General features: G+C 67.2%; 16 protein-coding genes and 2 tRNA genes. 12 read left to right on the top strand and 6 right to left on the bottom strand.

Annotated elements, in window-relative coordinates; translation table 11 throughout:
* Positions 1-12: 12 nt before the first annotated feature.
* Positions 13-1026 (top strand): ketol-acid reductoisomerase, encoded by a 1014-nt coding sequence (gene ilvC / locus ACWDTI_RS07160; protein ID WP_449737344.1) that lies wholly within the window; start codon positions 13-15, stop codon positions 1024-1026.
* A gap of 71 nt (positions 1027-1097) precedes the next feature.
* On the opposite strand, the gene ACWDTI_RS07155 is transcribed toward ilvC, so the two are convergent.
* Positions 1098-1763, bottom strand: coding sequence for a serine protease (locus ACWDTI_RS07155; RefSeq protein ID WP_449737343.1), 666 nt, complete (start codon positions 1761-1763; stop codon positions 1098-1100).
* A gap of 307 nt (positions 1764-2070) precedes the next feature.
* Between ACWDTI_RS07155 and serA the strand changes: the two genes are divergently transcribed.
* From serA to ACWDTI_RS07140, 3 genes are all read left to right on the top strand, one after another.
* Positions 2071-3666: a phosphoglycerate dehydrogenase gene (gene serA / locus ACWDTI_RS07150; RefSeq protein ID WP_449737342.1), complete on the top strand. Its 1596-nt coding sequence runs from the start codon at positions 2071-2073 to the stop codon at positions 3664-3666.
* On the top strand, positions 3663-4673 hold the full coding sequence (locus tag ACWDTI_RS07145; RefSeq protein ID WP_449737341.1) for a 3-isopropylmalate dehydrogenase: 1011 nt from the start codon (positions 3663-3665) through the stop codon (positions 4671-4673). The genes serA and ACWDTI_RS07145 overlap by 4 nt, the downstream gene beginning before the upstream one ends.
* Positions 4674-4772: 99 nt before the next feature.
* Positions 4773-5405 (top strand): hypothetical protein, encoded by a 633-nt coding sequence (locus tag ACWDTI_RS07140; protein WP_449737340.1) that lies wholly within the window; start codon positions 4773-4775, stop codon positions 5403-5405.
* On the opposite strand, the gene ACWDTI_RS07135 is transcribed toward ACWDTI_RS07140, so the two are convergent.
* Positions 5353-6582, bottom strand: a complete 1230-nt coding sequence (locus ACWDTI_RS07135; RefSeq protein ID WP_449737339.1) for an MFS transporter — start codon at positions 6580-6582, stop codon at positions 5353-5355. The two genes, ACWDTI_RS07140 and ACWDTI_RS07135, sit on opposite strands and share 53 nt — an antisense overlap.
* 115 nt (positions 6583-6697) lie before the next feature.
* Between ACWDTI_RS07135 and ACWDTI_RS07130 the strand changes: the two genes are divergently transcribed.
* From ACWDTI_RS07130 to ACWDTI_RS07110, 5 genes are all read left to right on the top strand, one after another.
* Positions 6698-7504 (top strand): fumarylacetoacetate hydrolase family protein, encoded by an 807-nt coding sequence (locus ACWDTI_RS07130; protein WP_449737338.1) that lies wholly within the window; start codon positions 6698-6700, stop codon positions 7502-7504.
* Positions 7501-8322 (top strand): alpha/beta fold hydrolase, encoded by an 822-nt coding sequence (locus ACWDTI_RS07125; RefSeq protein ID WP_449737337.1) that lies wholly within the window; start codon positions 7501-7503, stop codon positions 8320-8322. The genes ACWDTI_RS07130 and ACWDTI_RS07125 overlap by 4 nt, the downstream gene beginning before the upstream one ends.
* A gap of 47 nt (positions 8323-8369) precedes the next feature.
* Positions 8370-9845, top strand: a complete 1476-nt coding sequence (gene gltX / locus ACWDTI_RS07120; protein WP_449737336.1) for a glutamate--tRNA ligase — start codon at positions 8370-8372, stop codon at positions 9843-9845.
* Between the two features lie 99 nt (positions 9846-9944).
* Positions 9945-10016, top strand: a tRNA-Gln gene (locus tag ACWDTI_RS07115).
* Between the two features lie 68 nt (positions 10017-10084).
* Positions 10085-10157 (top strand) — tRNA-Glu (locus ACWDTI_RS07110).
* A 56-nt stretch (positions 10158-10213) separates the two neighbouring features.
* On the opposite strand, the gene ACWDTI_RS07105 is transcribed toward ACWDTI_RS07110, so the two are convergent.
* Both ACWDTI_RS07105 and ACWDTI_RS07100 read right to left on the bottom strand, forming a co-directional pair.
* A complete protein-coding gene (locus ACWDTI_RS07105) occupies positions 10214-10711 on the bottom strand; it encodes a PPOX class F420-dependent oxidoreductase (RefSeq protein WP_449737335.1) in 498 nt (165 codons plus the stop codon).
* 23 nt (positions 10712-10734) lie between these two features.
* Positions 10735-11469, bottom strand: a complete 735-nt coding sequence (locus ACWDTI_RS07100) for an IclR family transcriptional regulator (RefSeq protein ID WP_449737334.1) — start codon at positions 11467-11469, stop codon at positions 10735-10737.
* Between the two features lie 93 nt (positions 11470-11562).
* On the opposite strand from ACWDTI_RS07100, the gene leuC reads away from it, so the two are divergent.
* The 3 genes from leuC (at position 11563) to ACWDTI_RS07085 (ending at position 14370) form a co-directional block, all read left to right on the top strand.
* A complete protein-coding gene (gene leuC, locus ACWDTI_RS07095) occupies positions 11563-12999 on the top strand; it encodes a 3-isopropylmalate dehydratase large subunit (RefSeq protein WP_449737333.1) in 1437 nt (478 codons plus the stop codon).
* Positions 13000-13043: 44 nt separating this feature from the next.
* Complete coding sequence (gene leuD / locus ACWDTI_RS07090; RefSeq protein ID WP_449737332.1) at positions 13044-13637, top strand: 3-isopropylmalate dehydratase small subunit; 594 nt, start codon at positions 13044-13046, stop codon at positions 13635-13637.
* A gap of 175 nt (positions 13638-13812) precedes the next feature.
* Entirely contained in the window at positions 13813-14370 is a 558-nt protein-coding gene (locus ACWDTI_RS07085; protein ID WP_449737331.1) for an HU family DNA-binding protein, read from the top strand.
* Positions 14371-14448: 78 nt separating this feature from the next.
* On the opposite strand, the gene ACWDTI_RS07080 is transcribed toward ACWDTI_RS07085, so the two are convergent.
* Both ACWDTI_RS07080 and ACWDTI_RS07075 read right to left on the bottom strand, forming a co-directional pair.
* Complete coding sequence (locus tag ACWDTI_RS07080; RefSeq protein WP_449737330.1) at positions 14449-15372, bottom strand: NUDIX hydrolase; 924 nt, start codon at positions 15370-15372, stop codon at positions 14449-14451.
* Positions 15372-17546, bottom strand: coding sequence for an RNA degradosome polyphosphate kinase (locus ACWDTI_RS07075; RefSeq protein ID WP_449737329.1), 2175 nt, complete (start codon positions 17544-17546; stop codon positions 15372-15374). The genes ACWDTI_RS07080 and ACWDTI_RS07075 overlap by 1 nt, the downstream gene beginning before the upstream one ends.
* Between the last annotated feature and the right edge of the window lie 19 nt (positions 17547-17565).

Genomic DNA, 17565 nt, shown 5'->3' with positions numbered 1-17565 from the left:
GGGAATTCAACTGTGGCGATCGAACTGTACTACGACGACGACGCCGATCTGTCGCTCATCCAGGGGCGCAAGGTCGCGGTGATCGGCTACGGCAGTCAGGGACACGCGCATTCGCTGTCGCTGCGCGACTCGGGAGTCGACGTCGTCGTCGGTCTGCGTGAGGGCAGCAAGTCGCGCGACAAGGCCACCGAGCAGGGCCTGAAGGTGATGACCAACGCCGAGGCCGCCGCGTGGGCCGACGTGATCATGCTGCTGGCGCCGGACACCTCGCAGGCGAAGATCTTCACCGAGGACATCGAGCCGAACCTGAAGGACGGCGACGCGCTGCTGTTCGGCCACGGCCTCAACATCCACTTCGATCTGATCAAGCCGCCGGCCAACGTCACCGTGGGCATGGTCGCGCCGAAGGGGCCCGGTCATCTGGTGCGTCGTCAGTTCGTCGACGGCAAGGGTGTGCCGTGCCTGATCGCCGTCGACCAGGACCCGAAGGGTGAGGGCCAGGCCCTCACGCTCGCCTACGCCAGCGCGATCGGTGGCGGCCGCGCCGGTGTCATCAAGACCACCTTCAAGGAAGAGACCGAGACCGACCTCTTCGGTGAGCAGGCCGTGCTGTGCGGTGGCACCGAGGAACTGATCAAGACCGGTTTCGAGGTCATGGTCGAGGCCGGGTATGCCCCCGAGATGGCCTACTTCGAGGTGCTCCACGAGCTCAAGCTGATCGTCGACCTCATCTACGAGGGCGGCATCGCCCGCATGAACTACTCGGTGTCCGACACCGCCGAGTTCGGCGGTTACCTGTCGGGCCCGCGCGTCATCGACGCCGACACCAAGGAGCGCATGCGCGCCATCCTCCGCGACATCCAGGACGGCACCTTCGTCAAGCGCCTCGTCGCCAACGTCGAGGGCGGCAACAAGGAACTCGAGGACCTGCGTAAGAAGAACGCCGAGCACCCGATCGAGGTCACCGGCAAGAAGCTGCGCGACCTGATGAGCTGGGTGGACCGGCCCATCACCGAAACCGCCTGATCACCGACGGATCAACGAACGGAGCCCCGCACCGAGAGGTGCGGGGCTCCGTTCGTTGATCGGGGTCCGGGTCAGATGACGGTGAACCCGCCGTACTGCGGAAGGGACTTGATGCGGTTGAGGATCGGCCCGATGTTGGTGCCGGTCTCCGGTCCGATGCAGCCGACGAAGTAGTAGGCGTTCACCATGCCGACGAGGCGATCACCGACGACCACCGGGCTACCGGAGTCACCCTCGATCACGCACATCTGGCTGAAGTGGACATCACCGTCGGAGAACCATGCGACACCGCAGGTGCTGCCGGTGGTGCGGCCGACCTTGCAGGCGATCGTCGGGAACTCGATCGGGCGGGTGTCGACGCGGTTGATCGTGACGCCGTCGACCCGACGCAGCGGCACCACCTTGGCGCGGTTGAACTCGATGATCGCCACATCGAGATCGCTCGCGGAATAGGTGATCGTGCCGATCTGCCCGCGGTTCTGCTGCGTCTCCGAATACACCTTCTGTCCGGGTGTGCCGCAGTGGCCGGCGGTGATGCCGATCAGCTTGCCCGTGGCGGAATTGCCGATGGTGGTCAGGGTGCACGCCGCCGCGGAATTGCCACCCTTGAGGACCAGAATCCCCGAGCCGCCACCGATGTACGCCTTTGCCGGCGCGGCGTCGGCGGTGGCTGCCCCCCAGCCGGTCAGCACGGTTGCCGCCAAAACAGCCAACAGTGCCGTCAGCTTCCTCATCATCCAGTCTCCGCTCTTCTGCTGCGCACCTTGGTTTCCGGCGCTGGGTACTCGACGGCCCTGAGCGGGTGCACTCAGGGCCATGGGTCACGGTACCGGGCGACTCCCCAACCGTGCTCTGCGCGGAATCGTCCCGGGGTTGGTTTGCAACCTATCCGTAATGCCGCTCACAATCTACCCGGTCATTTCGGGCGTGGGCCTACCGCATGTCATCGGCCATGGTGCCGACCACTAAGCTGTTCGCGGAAGTCATCGCGTTCACGCCCGGTCATCACCGACCGAAAACAGACCGAAAACAATGGAGAAGATTGTGACCTCAGCTGGCCGTCCGGTCGTCCTGATCGCCGACAAACTGGCACCCTCGACAGTCGAGGCGCTGGGAGGCGACGTCGAGGTGCGCTGGGTCGACGGTCCCGATCGGCCCAAGCTGCTCGAGGCCGTCGCCGATGCGGACGCCATCCTGGTGCGCTCGGCGACCACCGTCGACGCCGAGGTCCTCGAGTCGGCGCCCAAGCTGAAGATCATCGCCCGGGCCGGCGTCGGCCTCGACAACGTCGACGTGCCGGCCGCCACCGAGCGTGGCGTGATGGTCGTCAACGCACCCACCTCCAACATCCACACCGCCGCCGAGCACGCCATCGCGCTGCTCATGTCCGCGTCGCGCCAGATCCCGGCCGCCGATGCGACGCTGCGTGACCGCACGTGGAAGCGGTCGTCGTTCAACGGTGTCGAGATCTTCGACAAGACCGTCGGTGTGGTCGGCCTCGGCCGCATCGGGCAGCTCGTCGCCGCCCGTCTCGCCGCGTTCGAGACCCATGTCATCGCCTACGACCCCTACGTGTCGGCCGCGCGTGCCGCGCAGCTCGGCATCGAACTCGTCACGCTCGACGAACTGCTCGAGCGCGCCGACTTCATCACCGTGCACCTGCCCAAGACCCCGGAGACGCTCGGGTTGATCGGGACCGATCAGCTCGCCCGCACGAAGCCGGGCGTGGTCATCGTCAACGCGGCCCGCGGCGGACTCGTCGACGAGCAGGCGCTGGCCGACGCGATCACCTCCGGGCACGTCCGTGCCGCCGGCCTCGACGTCTTCGCCACCGAGCCGTGCACCGACTCGCCGCTGTTCGACCTCCCGCAGGTCGTCGTCACCCCGCACCTCGGCGCCTCGACCAGCGAGGCGCAGGACCGGGCCGGCACCGACGTCGCCAAGAGTGTTCGGCTCGCGCTGGCCGGACACTTCGTGCCCGACGCGGTGAACGTCACCGGCGGCGCCGTCGACGAAGAGGTCGCCCCCTGGCTCGACCTGGTTCGCAAACTCGGTGTCCTGGTGGCGGCGATCAGCAGCGAACCGCCGACGTCGCTGGTCGTGGACGTGCGCGGTGAGCTCGCCGCCTACAACGTCGAGGTCCTCGGACTGTCGGCGGTGCGGGGCCTGTTCTCCGCCGTCCTCGAGGACCCGGTCACCTTTGTCAACGCACCGGCGGTGGCCGCCGACCGGGGTGTCACCAGTGAGGTGACGACCGCATCGGAGAGCCCCAACCATCGCAGCGTCGTCGACGTCAAGGCGGTCTTCGCCGACGGTTCGGTGCACAACGTCGCCGGCACGCTCACCGAGCCGCGGCTGGTCGAGAAGGTCGTCAACATCAACGGCCGCAACTTCGATCTGCGCGCCGAAGGTCACAACCTGCTCGTCAGCTATGCCGATCAGCCCGGCTCGCTCGGCAAGATCGGCACCCTGCTCGGCAACGCCGAGATCGACATCCTCGCCGCCGGTCTCTCGCAGGACGTCGAGGGTCCCGGCGCCACCGTCATCCTGCGGGTCAGCCAACAGATTCCCGACGACGTCCTCGCCGCGATCGGCGAGTCCGTCGGAGCGACCCTCATCGAACAGGTGGACCTCGCATGAAACTCGCCGTCATCGCCGGCGACGGCATCGGCCCCGAGGTGATCGGCGAGGCGCTCGAGGTGCTCGAGACCGTCGTCCCCGGCGTCGAGACCACCGAGTTCGATCTCGGTGCCCGTCGCTATCACCGCAACGGCGAACTCCTCACCCCCGCCGACCTCGATGCCCTGCGGGAGAACGACGCGATCCTGCTCGGTGCCATCGGCGACCCGTCGGTACCGCCGGGAGTGCTCGAACGAGGCTTTCTGCTCAACATGCGATTCGCGCTCGACCATCATGTGAACCTGCGGCCGGCCAAGCGGTATCCGGGTGTCGCCTCCCCGCTGGCCGGGGACCCCGACATCGATTTCGTCGTGGTCCGCGAGGGCACCGAGGGGCCCTACACCGGCAACGGTGGCGCGATCCGCGTCGGCACCCCGCATGAGGTGGCCACGGAGGTCAGCGTGAACACCCGTTTCGGTATCGAACGCGTGGTCCGCAACGCCTTCGACCGGGCGCGCGCTCGCCGCAAGAAGCTGACGCTCGTGCACAAGACCAACGTGCTGGGCTTCGCCGGGTCGATGTGGAGCCGGACCGTCGACGAGGTCGGCGCGGAATACCCGGATGTCACCACCGACTACTGCCACGTCGACGCGGCCACCATCTACATGGTCACCGATCCGGGCCGCTTCGATGTGATCGTCACCGACAATCTGTTCGGTGACATCATCACCGACATCGCGGCCGCGGTGACCGGCGGCATCGGGCTGGCCGCCTCCGGCAACATCGACGCCACCGGCGTGAACCCGTCGATGTTCGAACCAGTGCACGGCAGCGCGCCCGACATCGCCGGGCAGGGCAAGGCCGACCCGACCGCCGCGATCCTCTCGAGCGCGCTGCTGTTGGCCCACCTCGGCGAGAACGATGCCGCCGAGCGGGTGGAGAAGGCCGTCACCACCGACCTCGCCAACCGCGAGGGCGAGCCGCTGAGCACCTCCGAGATCGGTCGTCGCATCCGCGAACTGCTCTGACCGGCTGATCGAACACTTTCGGTACCTCCGGACCTCGTCGGTCCGGAGGTACCGTCGTTGTGTCACTCGGTGGGCGGAGGTGCCGGAGAGGTGGGGACGATGAGGAATCACGCGGCACACCGTGACCACGACAACCGGAGACGACTGGTCGTGCTCGCTCTCATCGCGGTCCCGCACTGGACGAGTCCGGCGCCGCCGATCGTCGAGGAGAACCTTCCGATGGCCGATATCGGTGCCGCCGAACATTTCTCGTGGACGCGGACCGTCTCCGCGTCGGCGGCCGTGTGGTCGATCACCGGGGTGGTGCTGGTGGTGCTGATCTCATTGGCCCTCGTCGTGCGGTCGTGGATCCTCGTGCTGGTGGCGGCGATCGTCGTGATACCCCTCGTGGTGATGGGCAGCATCCGGGTCACGGTGGATCGTTCCGGCGTGACGCTGCGCAGCGCCCTCGGGTGGTCGCGCATGCACATCGGGGCCGACGACATTGACCACGCCGACGTCACCGACGTCCGTGCTATCGGCGACTTCGGCGGTTACGGATATCGCGTGTCGGTGCACGGAAAGCTGAAGGGTGCCAAGGGATTTGTCCTCCGGTCCGGACCCGCGATGATCGTGTCACGCGTCGACGGGAGGCGCGACGTCATCGTCGTCGACGACGCCGCGACCGCCGCCGGACTCGTCAATCACGTTGTGCGTCACGGGGGACCAGACCGACGGCGACCAGCGGGGTGAGCGCGGTGAGTCCGAATGCGAGCGGGAAACCGGCGGCACCGATCAGCGCGCCGAGTACCGGGGTGGTCGCCGCGGTCGCCAGATACTGAGCGGTGTTCTGGATCGCGAGACCGCGGCCACTCCACGACGGCCCGGCATACTCGGCGATCGCGGTGAACGCCAACCCGTTGTCGGCAACCGAGGCCACCGCCGCCACGCCCATCACGATCGGGGCGACCGGGCTGTGCAGCCAATCCGTCAACGCCAGTACGGCCATCGCCACCGAGGCCACCACGGCGATCACGCGGATCGGCCGCATCCGTGACCCCCACACGTCGGAGACCCGCCCGGCCACGATCCGGCCGATCGCACCGATCACCTGGGTCACGGTGACGAGCAGTCCGGCGGCCGCCGGCGCCCAATGGTGAGCGACGATCAGCCAGGTCGGCACGAAGGTCCACAGCATGGACTGCGGGATCACCAGCAGCACGCTCACGCCGTGCACGCGGGCAAGGAAACTGCTTGCGCGATAGGGATTTCCGCTCGCGGCAGGGGTGGTCGAGGTGCTGCGGTGCAGCGGCGGGTCGACGATGCCGACGAGGCAGGCGAGCAGTCCGACGAGCGTGACCACGGCCGGCACGATCAGTGCCGCGGTGACCCCGGCCTTGTCGGCGATCGCGGGCATGGTCAACGCGCACACGGCAATACCCAACGGCTGGGCCATCTGCCGGATGCCCATCGCGGTGCCGCGCTGATCGGCGGGGAACCATCCGACCACGATCCGTCCGCTCGCGCCGTTGGCCGCGCCGGCACCCAGCCCACCGACGAACAGCCAGATTCCCAGCATCCAGTACGAGGCATCGAGGCCGGCGCTCACCACCGCGCCCGCGGTGCCGGCGAAGGTGATGAGCAGCGAGATGATCAGGATGCGTCGCTCACCGAATCGGTCGAGCAGCGCACCCCACGGGATGATCAACAGCATCAGGCCCACCGTGGGGACCGTGGCGAGCACCGAGGCCTGGCGCAGCGACAGGCCGTGATCGGTGTGCAGGGCGGGGATGAGATACGCGAACCCGCTGACCGCGCAGGTGGTCGTCATCGCCGCGACCAGGGCGCACACGAGCATCGCCCAGCGCCGTCGTGCGGAGAGCGTGACCGCGGGCGCGGTGTCCGGTCCGGCGCTGCCCCAGCCGGCCATGTGATCACCTCGTCTCATATAGTGGACAAATCTGTCCATATTCTAGAACTTCTGGCGGTGACCGCCAATCGGAGTCCCGAGGGCTGGGACTACGCCGGTGCGATAGTGTCGTGCCATGCGTTTAGGACGAGTTGCCAGCCCGGACGGTGTCGCGTTTGTCTCCATCGAGGACGCCGGAGACGGCATCCGCGCACGGGAGATCGCAGAACATCCCTTCGGGACACCGACATTCACCGGCCGCTCGTGGGCGCTCGCCGATGTCCGGCTGTTGGCGCCGATCCTTGCCTCGAAGGTCGTCTGCATCGGCAAGAACTACGCCGCCCACATCGCCGAGATGGGTGGCGCGGCGTCTTCGGCGCCGGGAGCGGAGCGAGCGGGCCAGGTGTCGACGCCCGTGATCTTCATCAAGCCGAACACGTCGATCGTCGGCCCCGAGGTGCCCATCGTCCGGCCGCCGAGTTCGAACCGGGTGGATTTCGAGGGTGAGCTCGCCGTGGTGATCGGACAGCCGTGCAAGGACGTCGCCGCCGCGAAGGCGTCCGATGTGATCCTCGGGTACACCGTCGCCAACGACGTCACCGCCCGCGATCAGCAGAAGACCGACGGTCAGTGGACTCGCGCCAAGGGGTACGACTCGTTCTGCCCGCTGGGTCCGTGGATCGAGACGGAGTTCGACCCGTCCGACGCCGAACTGGTCACCGAGCTCGACGGCGAGGTCAAGCAGCGGTCGCGCACGTCGCTGATGCTGCACGACGTGGGTGCGATCGTGGAGTGGATCTCGCGGGTGATGACCCTGCTGCCCGGCGACGTCATCCTCACCGGGACACCGGACGGTGTCGGTCCCATGGTGGCCGGGCAGCGCGTGTCGGTGACCGTCGAAGGGATCGGCACGCTGTCCAACCCCGTGGTCGACAAGCAGTGAATCGCCCGAAGATCGCGCGGGTCAACGGGATCGAGCTCTCTTACGAGGAACACGGCACCGGCCCGCTCGTCGTCATGGTCATGGGCACCGGCAGCCCGGGCCGTGTGTGGAAGGCCCACCAGCAGCCCGCGCTGACCAAGGCGGGCTACCGGGTGGTGACCTTCGACAACCGCGGTATCGCGCCGTCGTCGGAGTGCGTCAGCGGTTTCACCATCGACGACATGATCGCCGACACCGCCGCACTCATCGAGCATCTCGGCGGCGGCCGGGCCTTCGTGGTGGGTACCTCGCTCGGTGCCCGCATCACGCAGGAACTCGCGCTGGCCCGGCCCGACGTCGTGGCGGCGGCCGTGATGATCGCCACCTACGGTCGCAACACCCCCGTGCAGGAGGCGCTGTCGGCCGGTGAACGCGCGTTGTACGACAACAAGATCACCCTGCCGCCCGAATACGACGCCGCGCTGACGGCCGAGTTCAACCTCTCGCCCCACACCCTCGGTGACGACCGCGCAGCGCGTGACTGGCTCGACATCATCTCGTTCTCGCCGCAGACGGTCACCGCGGGCGTCCGCGCCCAGATGGAATTGCATGTCGGCGAGGGCGATCGATTGGCCGCGTACCAAGGCATCTCGGTCCCGTCGATGGTGATCGGCTTCGCCGACGACCGGCGCCTGCCGGTGCGGCTCGCACGGGAGGTCGCCGACGCGATCCCGGGAGGACGCTACGAGGAGGTGGCCAAGGCCGGCCACTTCGGCTATCTCGAGCAACCCGTCGAGGTGAACCGGTTGATCATCGACTTCCTCGCCGGCCTGCGCTGAGGCGGGAGGAGGCGGGGCCGCCCGGCCGGTTCGATACCCTGACCTCCATGACTGCCTCCGACGTCCGCGTCCGATTCTGCCCATCTCCGACCGGAACTCCCCACGTCGGGATGGTGCGGACCGCACTGTTCAACTTCGTGCAGGCCCGACACGACAAGGGCACGTTCGTCTTCCGGATCGAGGACACCGACGCCGCGCGCGACAGCCAGGAGTCCTACGACGCCATCCTCTCCTCGCTGCGGTGGCTCGGACTCGATTGGGATGAGGGCCCCGAGGTCGGCGGACCCTACGGTCCGTACCGGCAGTCGGAGCGGCGAGGTACGCACCTCGAAGTCGTCGCGGCACTGCTCGCGGCGGGGGAGGCCTACGAGGCCTACTCCACCCCCGAGGAGGTCGAGGCCCGGCATCGCGCGGCCGGTCGTGATCCCAAGCTCGGCTACGACAACTTCGACCGCGAGCTCACCGGCCAGCAGCGAGCGGATTTTGCCGCAGAAGGCCGCAAACCCGTTGTGCGCCTTCGTATGCCGGACCACGACATCAGCTGGGACGACCTCGTTCGCGGCACCACGACGATCAAGGCGGGCACGGTGCCCGACTTCGCGTTGACCCGCGCGAACGGAGATCCGCTCTACACCCTGGTCAATCCGGTCGACGACGCGATGATGAAGATCACCCACGTCCTGCGGGGCGAGGATCTGCTCTCGTCGACGCCGCGCCAGATCGCCTTGTACGAGGCGCTGATCCGCATCGGGGTGGCCGAACGGGTCCCCGAGTTCGGCCACCTCCCGTTCGTGATGGGGGAGGGCAACAAGAAGCTGTCCAAGCGCGATCCGGAGTCGAGTCTCTTCCATCACCGCGATCGCGGGTTCATCCCCGAAGGTCTGCTGAACTATCTGGCGCTGCTCGGGTGGGGATACTCCCACGAGACGGATGTGTTCAGCCTCGACGAGATGATCGCGGCCTTCGATGTGCGGCAGGTCAATTCGAATCCGGCCCGGTTCGACCAGAAGAAGGCCGACGCGATCAACGCCGAGCACATCCGGCGGCTCGAGCTCGGCGACTTCGCGGCGCGTCTGAAGAGCTTCCTGACCGACCGGGGGGATCTGGCCGGCGCCGACGTCGACGACTCGACGTTCACCGCGCTCGCCGAACTCGTCCAGACACGCATCCAGGTGCTCGAGGATGCCTGGCCGCTGATGTCGTTCCTGTACGTGTCCGACGACGAGTTCACCATCGACGAGCGTTCGGCGGCCAAGAACCTGGGCGCCGATGCGGGTCCCGTCCTGGACGCGGCGATCGCCGCGGTTCAGAACGTCGGCTGGACCGGGCCGGAGATCGAGGAGGCACTCAAGAAGGCCCTCGTCGACGATCTCGGGCTCAAACCGCGCAAGGCGTTCGGCCCGGTGCGGGTGGCGGTCACCGGTTCGCAGGTGAGTCCGCCACTGTTCGAATCGATGGAGCTGCTCGGCCGGGAGAAGAGTCTCTCGCGCCTGGCCGCCGCGCGCGGCCAGGTCGCCGGATAGGGCGGAAAAACCCCCGCTGACCATACGATTTGTGGTTAGTGGGGTCCCCTTTGGTACTCTTCTCCTCGGTTCTTTTCCTCCCAGGAAAAGGCAAACCCTTGGGGTATGGTGTAATTGGCAACACAGCTGATTCTGGTTCAGCCATTCTAGGTTCGAGTCCTGGTACCCCAGCGAGCAGCCGGGACACCATCCCGGAGGTTCACAACTGAAGAGCCTTCATAACTGAAGAGCACAGTCTTGGCCCCGTCGTCTAGCGGCCTAGGACGCCGCCCTCTCAAGGCGGTAGCGCGGGTTCGAATCCCGTCGGGGCTACAGAACGGCAGCGCCCTCTCCGATCATCGGAGAGGGCGCTGCCGTCGTTCGTGCGGTCAGTTCTGCGGCGCCGTGCTGCCGGAGACCGGCATCGGGTCGAGGCCGAGCTTGCGGTGATCCCACGAACGGACCCGGTCCGGGACGAGGCGCACCGCCACGCGCTTGTGCATCATCTGGTCCACGAACGGCCGCATCTCGTCGGTGTAGGGGCCGGTGTAGCGCTCCCACACGCTGATCCCGACCTTCAGGCACGACTCGGGGTCGTCGAGTATCTCCGCGGTCCCCTCGAAGGCCACACCGCGCAACGTGTCGTAGGTGTCGCCGTCCTCGATCATCACCGAGCACCGGTTGGTGCGGCGGAGGTTGACCGCCTTCTGCGACTTGGCCTTCGTCTCGAACCAGATCTCGCCGTCGATGACGCCGTACCACATGGCCACGAGATGGATGCCGCCGTCGGGTCCGGTGGTGGCGAGGGTGGCGGTGCGACCGCGTGCGACGAAGTCGGTGATCTCCGCGTCGGACATGACGATCTGGCTACGTTGGTTGACTCCCATGATCCGACGCTATCGGACCGGGGTCAGCCGCGTCCGGCGTGGAGGCGTTTCTGGATGGCGTCGGCGGCGGCGAGGAGGTCGGCGGCCCAGCGGGCGCCGGGCCGTCGGCCCATCCGGTCGATCGGACCCGACACCGAGATCGCGGCGACGACGTCGCCGGTGCCGTCGCGGACCGGTGCCGAGACACTCGCCACGCCGGCCGCGCGCTCCCCGGCGCTCTGGGCCCAGCCGCGGCGGCGGATCTCGTGCAGGGCGCGTTCGCTGAAGACACTGTCGTGCAGCAGCGCTCGCTGCGTACCCGGGTCGGTCCAGGCGAGCAGAACCTTGGCCGCCGAGCCGGCGCTCATTGGGAAGCGGGTGCCCACGGGCACGGTGTCGCGCAGTCCGGTCGGCGGTTCCATCGCCGCGATGCAGACGCGTTCGGCGCCCTCGCGCCGATAGACCTGAACCGATTCGCCGGTGATCTCCCGCAGCCGGGGCAGCACCATGAGCGCGGCCTCGCGGACCGGATCGTGTGCCGAGGCGGCCAATTCACCCAGTGCCGGACCGGGATACCACCGGCCGGCCGTGTTGCGGGCCAGCATCCGATGGGTCTCGAGACCGACCGCCAGCCGGTGCGCGGTGGCCCGGGGGAGACCGGTCCGGTCGCACAACTCGGTGAGATTGCACGGGGATTCGGCGATGGCGCGCAGGACGACGATGGATTTGTCGAGAACACCGATTCCGCTCGTGGGCGGCGATGCGCTATCCTTTCCCATAGGACGATACTAGCGTTCCAAATAGTGAGATGCACGTCGATGCCTGTTCGGTGTGGGCGTGCCGTGACGATCCGAACAGATGTGAGTGCAGCCATGAGTTCCAGCCCAAACGCACCGCGCACTCTCGCCGAGAAGGTGTGGGACGACCACGTCGTCGTGCCCGGTGAGAAGAATGCCGACGGAAGCCAGAATCCCGACCTCATCTACATCGATCTCCACCTCGTGCACGAGGTCACCAGCCCGCAGGCCTTCGACGGTCTGCGACTTGCGGGCCGCCCGGTCCGCCGCCCCGACCTGACCATCGCCACCGAGGACCACAACGTCCCCACCGTCGACATCGACAAACCGATCGCCGACGAGGTCTCGCGCACCCAGGTCGAGACCCTGCGCCACAACTGCGCCGAGTTCGGCATCCGCCTGTACCCGATGGGCGATGCCGAACAGGGCATCGTGCACGTCGTCGGGCCTCAGCTCGGTCTGACCCAGCCCGGCACCACCGTCGTGTGCGGTGACAGCCACACCTCGACGCATGGCGCATTCGGTGCGCTCGCAATGGGAATCGGTACGTCGGAGGTCGAGCACGTGCTCGCGACCCAGACCCTGTCGCTGCGGCCGTTCAAGACCATGGCGATCAACGTCGACGGCGAATTGCCGCCAGGGGTCACGAGCAAGGACCTGATCCTCGCGGTGATCGCGCAGATCGGCACCGGCGGCGGTCAGGGATATGTCCTCGAGTACCGCGGCCCCGCGATCGAGAAGCTGTCGATGGAATCGCGGATGACCATCTGCAACATGTCGATCGAGGCCGGCGCCCGCGCCGGCATGATCGCGCCCGACCAGACCACCTACGACTTCCTCCGCGATCGCGATCACGCGCCGACAGGCGCCGATTGGGATGCCGCCGTGGAGTATTGGGACGGTTTGCGCACCGATCCGGGTGCGACATTCGACGCCGAGGTGCACATCGACGCGTCCGCTCTGACGCCCTTCGTGACGTGGGGGACCAACCCGGGCCAGGGTGCGCCGCTCGGCGCGCGAGTCCCGGATCCGGCCGACATCGTCGACGAGAACGAGAAGGCCGCCGCGACACGTGCGCTGGAGTACATGGATCTCGCCCCCGGCACCGCGTTGCGGGATGTGAAGGTCGACACCGTGTTCGTCGGTTCGTGCACCAACGGCCGGATCGAGGATCTGCGTGTGGTGGCCGACATCCTCAAGGGCCGCAAGGTCGCCGACGGCATGCGCATGCTGATCGTGCCCGGCTCCATGCGTGTGCGCGCACAGGCCGAACGTGAGGGGCTGGGCGAGATCTTCACCACGGCGGGTGCGGATTGGCGGCAGGCCGGATGCTCGATGTGCCTGGGCATGAACCCCGATCAGCTCTCGCCGGGCGAGCGGTGTGCCTCGACCTCCAACCGCAACTTCGAAGGGCGGCAGGGCAAGGGCGGGCGCACGCACCTCGTGTCGCCGGCGGTCGCGGCGGCCACCGCGATCCGCGGCACCCTGTCGGCGCCCACGGATCTGGACTGATCCGCAAGCCCCCACGACCACCACCACGATCGGAAACCCACGACATGGAACCCTTCATCTCCCACACCGGGATCGGCGTCCCGCTGCGACGCAGCAACGTCGACACCGACCAGATCATCCCCGCCGTCTACCTGAAGCGGGTGACCCGCACCGGATTTGAGGACGGACTGTTCGCCGCCTGGCGCACCGATCCCGACTTCATCCTCAACGTCGAGCCGTGGAACCACGGCTCGGTTCTGGTGGCCGGCCCCGACTTCGGCACCGGCTCATCCCGCGAGCACGCGGTGTGGGCTCTGTCGGACTTCGGATTTCGGGTCGTCATCTCCTCCCGATTCGCCGACATCTTCCGCGGCAACGCCGGCAAGGCCGGTCTGGTGGCCGCGCAAGTCGACCAGTCGGACGTCGAGCTGTTGTGGAAGCGCCTCGAGGAGCAGCCGGGGCTGGAAGTGACCGTGAGCCTTGCGGATCGGACCGTGACGGCTGCAGACCTCGTGGTGCCGTTGGCAATTGATGACTACACGCGGTGGCGGCTGATGGAGGGCCTCGACGACATCGGATTGACATTGCGGCAGGTAGAGGCGATTTCTGAGTTCGAATCGCAGCGCCCTTCGTACAAGCCGGTGACGCTGGACAACTGAGGATCTCCGGACTGTCCGGCCCATCGGGAGGCCTTGCCCCAACCGCGTACGCTGCTTTCGATTTCGCAACATGTCAGGTTAATTGGCGTGGAAGATGGACGTTTTCGACTTCGGCGTTTACCGTGTGGAGTTAGCTGGCCATACCGATGGGCCAGGACAGCTTGCGGAGGTTTCCATGAATAAGGCAGAGCTCATCGATGAGTTGACCACGAAGCTCGATGCGGATCGCAAGACTGCGACCGCTGCGGTCGAGCACATCGTCGACACGATCGTGCGGGCGGTGAACAAGGGCGAGAGCGTGACCATCACCGGATTCGGTGTGTTCGAGAAGCGCCGTCGCGCACCGCGCGTCGCCCGCAACCCGCGCACCGGCGAGACCGTGAAGGTGAAGGCGACATCGGTTCCCGCCTTCCGCCCGGGCGCACAGTTCAAGGCCGTCGTGGCCGGCAAGCAGAAGCTGGCCGCCTCCGGTCCGGCCGTCAAGCGGGGCAGCGGCGCCACCGCGGCACCGGCGAAGAAGGCTGCCGCCAAGAAGACCGCGGCCAAGAAGGCTCCGGCGAAGAAGGCTCCGGCCAAGACCGCCGCGAAGAAGGCTCCGGCCAAGAAGGCGGCACCGGCGAAGAAGACCGTCGCCAAGAAGGCCCCGGCCAAGAAGGCGGCACCGGCGAAGAAGACCGCCGCCAAGAAGGCCCCCGCCAAGAAGGCTCCGGCCAAGAAGGCAACTCGTCGCTGAGTTTTCGCCGGACGCGCAACCACCGAATCAGCCCCCGACGCTCTTCCCTCGTCGGGGGCTGATTCGTGTCCTGACCGACTACGGCTCGATGCGGTCGGTCTCCGCCAGCGGACTGTCGATGTGATCGGCGGCCACCAGCCGGCCGTCGACGAGGCTCAGCACCCACACACTGCCCTTGCGGTTGCGCTTGTTGGGCAAGGAGATGCCGTCATGGTCGGCCCACCACTGCATCAGCGGCGGGATCACCTTGCCCTGACTGCAGACCGCGTGCACGGCGGAGCGGTCCGCCGCGATCTCCAGAATCCGCCGGTGTGCCTTCTCCGGATCGGAGCGGTACGCCTCCTCCGACAGTGTGGGCTCGGATTCGATCGGGACACCCAGTGCCTCGGCCAGCGGTGCGACGGTCTGCTCGCACCGCACCCGGTCGGCCGCGTGCACGAGTTCGGTGCCGAAGAGTTGCGACAACCCGGACAGCTTCTGAGCCTGCTTGCGCCCGAGGTGATCCAGCGGTCGTAGTCGGTCGTCGCCCTTGTACCGCGAACGCCTGCCGGCCCGGGCGTGGCGGACGAGCAGCAGGCTGTGGGTGTCGGCCGGCAGCCGGGTGAACTCGGTGAGGATCGTGCGGTCGAGTCGGTAGCTCAACAGCTTCGGGGCGTCGGCGAGGTCGACCCACCGGAGTTCGTCGACCTCCGCGTTGGGCGCGAACGACGACCCACCGAGGGCGAGTGCCGACCAATAGCGAACCCGCTTGCGGTCCTTGTTCGGCAGGTCGTAGGCGACATCCTTGAGGTGCCGCCCCAACCTCACCTGCTGGCCGGTCTCCTCCTCGATCTCGCGGACGGCGGTGGCGAGCAGCGTCTCACCGCTCTCCGCCTTCCCCTTCGGCAACGACCAATCGTCATGTCCCGGACGGTGAATGAGGCAGATCTCGATGCCGCCGTCCGGTGCGTTGCGCCACAGCACGCCACCGGCGGCCCATACCGTCTTGGTCGACCTGGCCACTAGCCCGCATCCGGATGGCGACGATGACGCCGCATCATCTGCCGCTGGTGGTCGCGGACCTCCTGGCCCGCCGCCGGCGACGCCACCCAGCTGCCGTCGGACTGCAACACCCAGCAGCGCGTGCGCGGGTCGAGGGACGAGGAGAACATGTCGGCCAGTTCCGCGGTGAGACGTTCGTCGCGGACCTGTGCCATCACCTCCACGCGCCGGTCGAGGTTGCGGTGCATCATGTCCGCGCTGCCGATCCAATATTGGTTCTGCGCACCGAAATACAGGATGCGCGAGTGCTCCAGGAACTGCCCGAGAATCGACCGCACCACGATGTTGTCGCTGACGCCGGGCATTCCGGGTCGCAGCGCGCAGATGCCGCGCACCACGACTTCCACCGGAACACCGTTCTGCGACGCGCGATACAGCGCGTCGATGACCTGCTCATCGACGAGGGCGTTGGCCTTCAGTATGATCCGTGCCCGCTCGTCACCGGCGCGGAATCGTTCGATCTCGCCGTGGATCCGGGTGATGATCCCCGAGCGGATGCCGTGCGGCGCCACCAGGATGTTGCGGTACTCCCTCTTCCGCGAATACCCGGTGAGGGTGTTGAACAGGTCGGTGAGGTCGGCGCCGATGTCGGGCGCGGCGGTGAACAGACCCACGTCCTCGTAGAGCCGCGCGGTCTTGGGGTTGTAGTTGCCGGTGCCGATGTGGCAGTAGCGGCGGATCTGGGAACCCTCGCGCCGCACCACCAGACAGGTCTTGCAGTGGGTCTTGAGGCCGACGAGGCCGTAGACGACGTGCACGCCGGCCTGCTCGAGTTGCCGCGCCCACTTGATGTTCGCCTGTTCGTCGAAGCGGGCCTTGATCTCGACGAGCGCGACAACCTGCTTGCCCGCGGCCGCCGCGTCGATGAGCGCGTTGACGATCGGGGAGTCACCGGAGGTGCGGTACAGCGTCTGCTTGATGGCGAGCACCTGCGGGTCGGCGGCGGCCTGCTCGATGAACCGCTGCACGCTGGTGGAGAAGGAGTCGTACGGATGATGAACCAGCACATCACCTTCGCGCAACGTCGAGAACACGCTCTTGGCGGTCTCGCGTTCGCCGAAGGCCGGATGGGTGAGCGGGACGAACGGACGATCCTTGAGGTGCGGGCGGTCGAGTCCGTTGACCTCGAACAGGCACGACAGATCCAGTAGCCCGGGCACCTGGATAACGTCGGCCGGATTCACATCGAGCTCGCGCAGCAGGAGTTCGAGCATGTGCTCACTCATGTCGTCGGCGACCTCGAGCCGGACCGGCGACCCGAATCGACGTCGCGCGAGTTCACGTTCGAGGGCCTGCAGGAGATCCTCGTCGCGATCCTCCTCCACCTCGAAGTCGGCGTTGCGGGTGATCCGGAAGGCATGGTGCTCAACGATTTCCATCCCGGGGAACAGGTGCGTCAGGTTCGCCGCGATGAGGTTCTCCAGCGGCAGGAACACCGCGCGGCGGTCGGAGTCACCGGTCGGCCGGGGCAGCAGCTTGTCGACGCGGACGAACCGACTCACGTTGTCGGGCACCTTGACTCGTGCGAAATGCTCTCCGCCCTCGTGCCCGTCCTTGACCGTGACGGCCAGATTCAGCGACAGGCCGCTGATGTACGGGAACGGATGCGCCGGGTCGACGGCGAGTGGGGTGAGGACCGGAAACACGTCCTCGTGGAAGTGCTCCACCAGCATCGCCTGCTGCTCGTCGGTGAGATCCGACCATGTCACGACGTGAATGTCGTTCTCCGCCAATGCCGGTGCCACCGAGTCCAAGAACACCCGGGCGTGCCGGTCGGCGAGGGTCTGCGTGCGACCGGCGATCCGCAGCAGTTGTTCGCGCGGCGAGAGTCCGTCGGCCGAGCGCACCGACAGGCCCGTCTCGTCGCGGCGTTTGAGGCCGGCGACCCGCACCATGAAGAACTCGTCGAGATTGGAGGCGAAGATCGCGAGGAACTTCGCGCGTTCCAGCAACGGCATCGACGTGTCCTCGGCCAGCGCGAGAACACGTGAATTGAAGTCGAGCCAACTCAGTTCGCGATTGAGATACCGGTCCTCCGGTAGATCTTCGGACTCGTCGGGCAGCAGGGTCGCCGCAGGCGGTGCTCCGGGGATGGAGGTGATCGGTTGGGTGGCGATGTCGTCGGCAGGGCTCACCGTTCAATCATGACGCATC

The sequence above is a fragment of the Gordonia sp. NPDC003424 genome (assembly GCF_053588655.1).
This window is presented reverse-complemented; position numbering and strand designations above follow the sequence as displayed.